The 5,732-nt window shown below is 71.6% G+C and carries 5 protein-coding genes; 4 read left to right on the top strand and 1 reads right to left on the bottom strand.

Annotated elements, in window-relative coordinates:
• The 3 genes from ACGF12_RS37720 to ACGF12_RS37710 all read left to right on the top strand — a co-directional run.
• Window positions 1–1,431 (top strand): alpha/beta hydrolase (locus ACGF12_RS37720; RefSeq protein WP_393040914.1); only part of this gene is annotated, 1,431 nt, incomplete at its 5' end.
• A 92-nt stretch (window positions 1,432–1,523) separates the two neighbouring features.
• Entirely contained in the window at window positions 1,524–2,174 is a 651-nt protein-coding gene (locus tag ACGF12_RS37715; RefSeq protein ID WP_393040911.1) for a hypothetical protein, read from the top strand.
• A 122-nt stretch (window positions 2,175–2,296) separates the two neighbouring features.
• The gene (locus ACGF12_RS37710; protein ID WP_393040908.1) at window positions 2,297–3,652 is read left to right on the top strand and encodes a M60 family metallopeptidase; all 1,356 of its coding nucleotides are present in this window, start codon (window positions 2,297–2,299) and stop codon (window positions 3,650–3,652) included.
• A gap of 33 nt (window positions 3,653–3,685) precedes the next feature.
• Here ACGF12_RS37710 and ACGF12_RS37705 read toward each other — a convergent pair whose 3' ends face one another.
• Entirely contained in the window at window positions 3,686–4,687 is a 1,002-nt protein-coding gene (locus ACGF12_RS37705) for a pyridoxal-phosphate dependent enzyme (RefSeq protein WP_393040906.1), read from the bottom strand.
• 618 nt (window positions 4,688–5,305) lie between these two features.
• Here ACGF12_RS37705 and ACGF12_RS37700 point away from each other — a divergent pair.
• A complete protein-coding gene (locus tag ACGF12_RS37700) occupies window positions 5,306–5,503 on the top strand; it encodes a hypothetical protein (protein ID WP_393040903.1) in 198 nt (65 codons plus the stop codon).
• The last annotated feature ends 229 nt before the right edge of the window (window positions 5,504–5,732 follow it).

The following is a 5,732-nucleotide window of genomic DNA, read 5'->3' as shown; positions in this document are numbered from 1 at the left end:
ACCGTCCCCATGGACTACGCGCACCCGGAGAACGGGAAGACCTTCGAGCTCCCCGTGGTCAAGGCGGTCACCGCGATGCCGGACCAGCGCATCGGTTCGCTGGTCTTCAACCCGGGCGGCCCGGGTGCCTCCGGCGCGGCCCAGATGAAGTCGGGTGGCGTCGACTCCTTCACCAAGGAGGCCAGGGCGCACTTCGACATCGTCGGCTTCGACCCGCGCGGCGTCGCTGGCAGCAAGCCCGCCCTCGACTGCACCACCCCGGACGACGCGCCCGACCAGGGCGACGGCGACGCGCCGCAGCCCCTCTATCCGCGCACCGACGCCGAGCGGCAGGCCGCCCTCGCGGACGCCGACCGCACCGCCGCCGCCTGCCAGGCCCGCAGCGGCGACATCCTCCCGCACGTCGGCACCCTCGACGCCGCCCGCGACCTGGACGTGCTGCGCGCGGCCCTCGGCGACGACAAGCTCAGCTACGTCGGCTGGTCGTACGGCACCTACCTCGGCACGATCTACGCCGAACAGTTCCCGCAGCGGGTGCGCGCCCTGGTCCTCGACGGCGCGATGGATCCCGCCCTCGACTGGTCCGAAGAGGCGCTGAGCGGGGGCCGGGCCTTCCGCAAGGCCGTCGACGACTACGCCGACAACTGCGCCAAGATCGTCGGACAGGCCTGCCCGGCCGCCACCCCGGACGGCATCCGCACGCTCATATCCGACCTCTATACGAAGACCGCACGCCACCCGCTGCGCATCAAGGGCAGCGACCAGCGGCTCGACGAGAACATGCTGCACAGCGCCATCATCGCGTCGATGTATACACCGGAAGCCCAGTGGCAGGCGCTCTCCGAGGGCCTGACCGCCGCGCGCAAGGGCGACGGCGCCAAACTCGCCGACATCGCCGACCACGGCCAGGGCCTCCAGGGCGACGGCTCCGGCGATTCGGGCGCCGCACCTGTTGCGAAGGAAGTGAGCGCCCCCGCCACCGACCCCACCTCCGCGGGCGCCGCCGACTCGACACCCCGCGACAACAGCGGCGACGCCCTGATGGCCGTCAACTGCCTCGACAACCCCCACCCCAAGGACCCGCAGGCGTACTGGCAGGTCCTCGACCGCGCCTACCAGGAGTCGGGAGCGTTCGGCTCCTCCACGGTCCTCGCCGACCTGAACTGCCGCAACTGGCCGTCCGGGCCGCTGAAGCCGCACCGCGTGAAGGCCGACGGCCTGCCGCCCGTCCTCGTGGTCGGCACCACCGGCGACGCGGCGACCCCGTACAAGGACGCCCAGAGCCTCGCCTCCCAGCTCCCCGGCGGCATGCTGCTCACCTACAAGGGCCTGGGCCACACCGCGTACGGGCGCAGCAACGCCTGCGTGAGTGACGCCGTGGACGGCTACCTCGTGGACCTCAAGCCCGTGCAGCCCGGGGCGAGTTGCTGACCTCATTCCTCTGACGCATCCAGTCGGAGGTTCGGGAGCCGCGGTGTGGGCCGCGGCTCCTGATCGCCCAACAACCAGGGGGGACCTTCCACTTGTCCACTCGCACCATCGCGCTGTCCGCGCTCGCGGCATCCGCCGTGCTCGCGGTCGGCGCCATCACCCCGGTCGCGTCCGCTGCCGAGCCGACCGATCCCGCCACGACGACGCTGCCAGTCGCTGTCGCGTCCGGCACCGACATGCCGAACGTCGCACTGGCCACCCCGTCCGACTCCGGAGCGCCCGCCAAGGCCGCCACCCCGGACCTCAAGCTGGATTCCTACGACCAGCAGAGCGGCCAAGCCGTCCTCGCGCCCACCGGGAACGCCACCGCCGATCCCGGCGCCACCACCGTCACCCCGGTCGACGCCAAGCTCACCGGCAACGCGCAGGTGCGTGCCGGCCTGCTCGCCGACGCCGGGGTGTTCCTCTACGACACCGTGGGCATCAAGGCCGGTATCGAGCCCTACCTGCGGGGCGCGGTGAGCGGCAGCATCACCGTCGACACCTCCGGCGCGCCGCCGAAGACCGACGGCCGGGCCGCGCTCTACGGAGGATTCGACGTCAACGGCTCCCTCGCGGCGCGCATTCCCTTCCTGGGATCCGCCTTCGAGAAGGACCTGACGTTCCCGCTCTTCCACCGCGAATGGCCCATCGCCCAGCGGAGCACCGGCAGCGGCACCCCCGCCGACCAGCCCGCCGGCTGACCCGCAGGTGACCGGAAACCATTGACCCCTGCGGGGCCCGACGGTTCCCCGGGCCCCGCAGGCATACCGACCGGCAGGCGACGTGCCGGATCACTCGACACGACGAGGAGAGCGCGACCAGGATGGTGCAGCACCTCAGGAGACCCCGAACTCTCGGGCTCGTCCCGGTCGTAGGCCTGCTGGCCGCCACCATGCTGAGCGCGGGGTGCAGCGCCGACACACCTCCGGGCCCGACGCCGCCTCCCTCGACCTCACCGCCGTCCGTCCGGGACATCACGCTCTCCGCCACACCGTCCGCGGCGGCGGAGCAGAAGCGGCTGGCCACGGACTTCCATGCGGCCGACGTCCAGCCGACCGGTCTCTACCTGCCGCCCCACACCCCCGTCACCGTCGGCATCATCCGCCCCGCGGGCGCGCCGATGCCCGAGCTGCTGATCGGGACCTACGGCCTCGACGGGACCGACCAGGGCGAAGAGGAGAAGCCGCGCGCCCACCCGCTGCCGGACGTCACGGCCACCGTGAGCGACGACGCGGGCGGGATGCTGTACGTCCGGTACACCAACGACGACCAGGGCGAAGTGCCCGCAATCACGGTGCACTTCGGTGCGGCCGCCCGTCCCGTCCCGTACCACGTCCTCGGCCGCTCCCCGGCCGCCGACTGGCGCACGCGGCTCACCGAGGCGACGGACGTCCCGGTGGCCCAGCTGGTCGGCGAGCACGTCGTACTCACCGTCCACCTCGACTCGGCCCGCCGCAATGCCGACCAGGACCCCGACGCACTGCTGAACACCTACGAACACATCCTCGCCGTCGAAGACGCGACCAGCGGACTGGACGGGCACGACCCCCGCGACCGGCGCAGCCCGCTGCGCTACTTCGTCTCGGAGGCCAAGGCGGGCATCAACCCCAACGCCTACGACGACCGGGTCGCCTACCCCTCCGACGCGATCGACGAAGCGCTGAACGCCGAGCAGCTGACGAAGAGCTGGGGCATCTGGCACGAGTTCGGCCACATGCACCAGCAGTCGTCCTGGCTCTGGGACAGCGTCATCGAGGTGACGGTCAACATCTACAGCCTCGCCGTGCAGCGCGACGCCGCCCGGCCGACCCGGCTCGCCGAGGACGGCACTCCCGAAGCGGTCCGTCAGTACCTGGCGTTGCCGACGGCCAAGAAGGACTTCAACGCTCCGGACGCGGACCCCTTCGTCCAGCTGACCATGTTCGAGCAGCTCCGCCTGGCGTTCGGCGACCGCTTCTATCCCGACCTGCACAAACTCACCCGCCGGGCCGAGCAGGCGAGCGCCCCCCAGCAGTACTTCATCCTGAACGCCTCACGCGTCTCGGGACACAACCTGCTCGACTTCTTCACCGCATGGGGCCTGACCATCACCCCGCAGACCCGGGCCGACGTCACCGCCCTCGCACTGCCCGCCCCGGACCGGGACCCGACGACCCTGGACGTCACCAAGGCGCCGTAGCGTCCGTCCCTTCAACGCCCCTGACGGTCCAGGTCACCTGGGGCCGAAGGTGTTGAGGAACAGTACGGGCCCGTCGGCGAAGCGCCCGGCCGCGTCGAGGTCGAGCAGCGCGGCCAGCGCCTTGGCGGTGTAGGTGAGTTCCAGCTCCAGGCCGGCCTCGGACGCGGCCCGGTCGAGTACGGCCCGGCTACCCGCGGTCGGGTGCGCGTAGCCGGGGCCGAGCCAGCCGCGCTCGACGGCGACGTCTCTTTCGCCGAGCCGTACGCACGGCAGTCGGGCGCCCCGATCCCGCAGCAGCGTCCGGGACTTGGCCGCCAGGCGGATGAGTGTGGCGCCGTCGAGGCGAAGGGTGTCGTTGACCACGATGCCCAGGACCCGGGTGCGCAGGCCGGCCAGCCGCAGTCCCAGGGCCAGTCCGGCCGCGGTGCCGCCGGAGCCCACCGCCGTCACGACCCAGCCGGGCTCGGGCAGCAGCCCCTGCGCCACCTGTTCGGCCAGTTCGAGCGCGCACTCGACGTACCCGAGCGTGCCGAGCGGGGACGACCCGCCGGGCGGCAGGTAGCGGGGCAGGGCCAGGCCGCGGGTGTGCCGGGCGAACAGCCAGGGCGCGGCCAGCAGCAGCCGGGCCTTGGTGTGCGCGAAGTGAAGGGTGGCGCCGGAGTCGCGCAGCCGTCGGAGTTGGGCGAGGACGTGATCGTCGACCGGGTGGTCGACCAGCGCGAGCGCGACGTCGACGCCGTGCTGCCGGGCGTAGAGCGCCGCCGCCAGGCCCCAGTTGGTGCCCAGGCCACCGACGGTCAGGACGGTCCGTGGGCGGCCGCGGCAGATCTCGGGCAGCAGCCACTCCAGCTTGCGGACCTTGTTCCCGCCCCAGCCCCCGCGCCCGTAGCCGCTCTCGTCCTTGAGCCACACTTCGGACCGGCAGCCGAGGCCGGCCAGCGGGCGCACCGACGTCGGGGCCTCGCCCAGCGGCAGGTGGGGAAGTGTGACGGCCACCTCCGGCCAGCGCTGGTGGATGAGCGGAGGAGATGTCATGGGCCGACCGTACGGCCGCCACTGGGTGATGGCGAGACCGTCGGCCCGCCTCATCAAATCCTCATCTTTCCTCCGCCAGGCTCCGCCGTGCGCGGCCATTGACGCGGTGACCGACGCAGTACGCCCTGGCTCGTACGATGCCCCGCCGGGGCGTCCTGCCGAACTCCTTCGAAGGAGCCGACGTGAACGTGAAGTCCGCTGGAGGCGCGACATGGCGGCGGTCGGCCGGCAGGCGCGTCAGGGTCCTCCTGACGGTGAGCACCAACCGGCGGGTATGGCACCAAGTGCTCGCCAGGAAGGAAGAAGCTGACACTGGTTCGTATGTTCGAATCGCTTCTCCACTGGCAGGGTTGATCCCACAAGTGGCAGACGGAGGGGCGCCGGTCGGACGACCCTCCAGGATGTGTTCGGAGGCATCGTTGGGGATCAAGGGGTGTATCGGCCGGGGTGGCGCCGTGCTGGTCGGGGCTGTCGAACTCGCGGTGCTGGGCGTGCAGGCGTCGACCTTGACCGCGGTTCGGGAGGCGTATCCCGGCGGGCCTGAACGTTCGACGCGGGTGGTGCACCCGGCGGCGATGACGGGTGTTCCGTGGCAGGTGCGGGACGCGGAGCCGGTCAATGGATGGCAGTGAGGCGGCGGTTCACGGCCATGAGCTCGGCCGTTTCCTGCCGGACGGCGCGCAGTACGCCCTGCTCGGCGACCGGTCGACCTTCCCCGACGCGCTGTCCGCACCGCTCGGTGCCTTGCTCCTCGCTGTTTGGTGCACCGCGGCCGCTCTCACCGGTTGGGCCTTGTTCCTCCGCCGCGACATCTGATCCAGGAGCGGAGCCCTCCGGCCCGCAGGTGGTCACATCTCCGTACTCGGTGTGGCGGCTTGGGGGCCTGCGGGCTGCAGAGGTGACGTAGACGGGTTGACGCAAGAGGACGGGCCACTCGCGGGGGGAGCTGGACAATGAGGAAGTTTCATCGTGATTCGTGCAGGTCATCGGCCCTGGCGTGACGAGCGGTTGGGGTGCTCGCGCAGTTCATCAGGGTGATCGTCGC

The sequence above is a fragment of the Kitasatospora sp. NPDC048296 genome (assembly GCF_043201815.1).
Classification (GTDB): domain Bacteria; phylum Actinomycetota; class Actinomycetes; order Streptomycetales; family Streptomycetaceae; genus Kitasatospora.
The sequence above is the reverse complement of the archived record's forward strand: the minus strand, read 5'-3'. Positions and strand labels throughout refer to the sequence as shown.

What these genes read in the sequence shown, in the direction of transcription:
- ACGF12_RS37710 (WP_393040908.1), top strand. Translation starts at nt 2,297, where the DNA reads ATGGTGCAGCACCTCAGGAGACCCCGAACTCTCGGGCTCGTCCCGGTC.
- ACGF12_RS37700 (WP_393040903.1), top strand. Translation starts at nt 5,306, where the DNA reads ATGGATGGCAGTGAGGCGGCGGTTCACGGCCATGAGCTCGGCCGTTTC.
- ACGF12_RS37705 (WP_393040906.1), bottom strand. Translation starts at nt 4,687, where the DNA reads ATGACATCTCCTCCGCTCATCCACCAGCGCTGGCCGGAGGTGGCCGTC.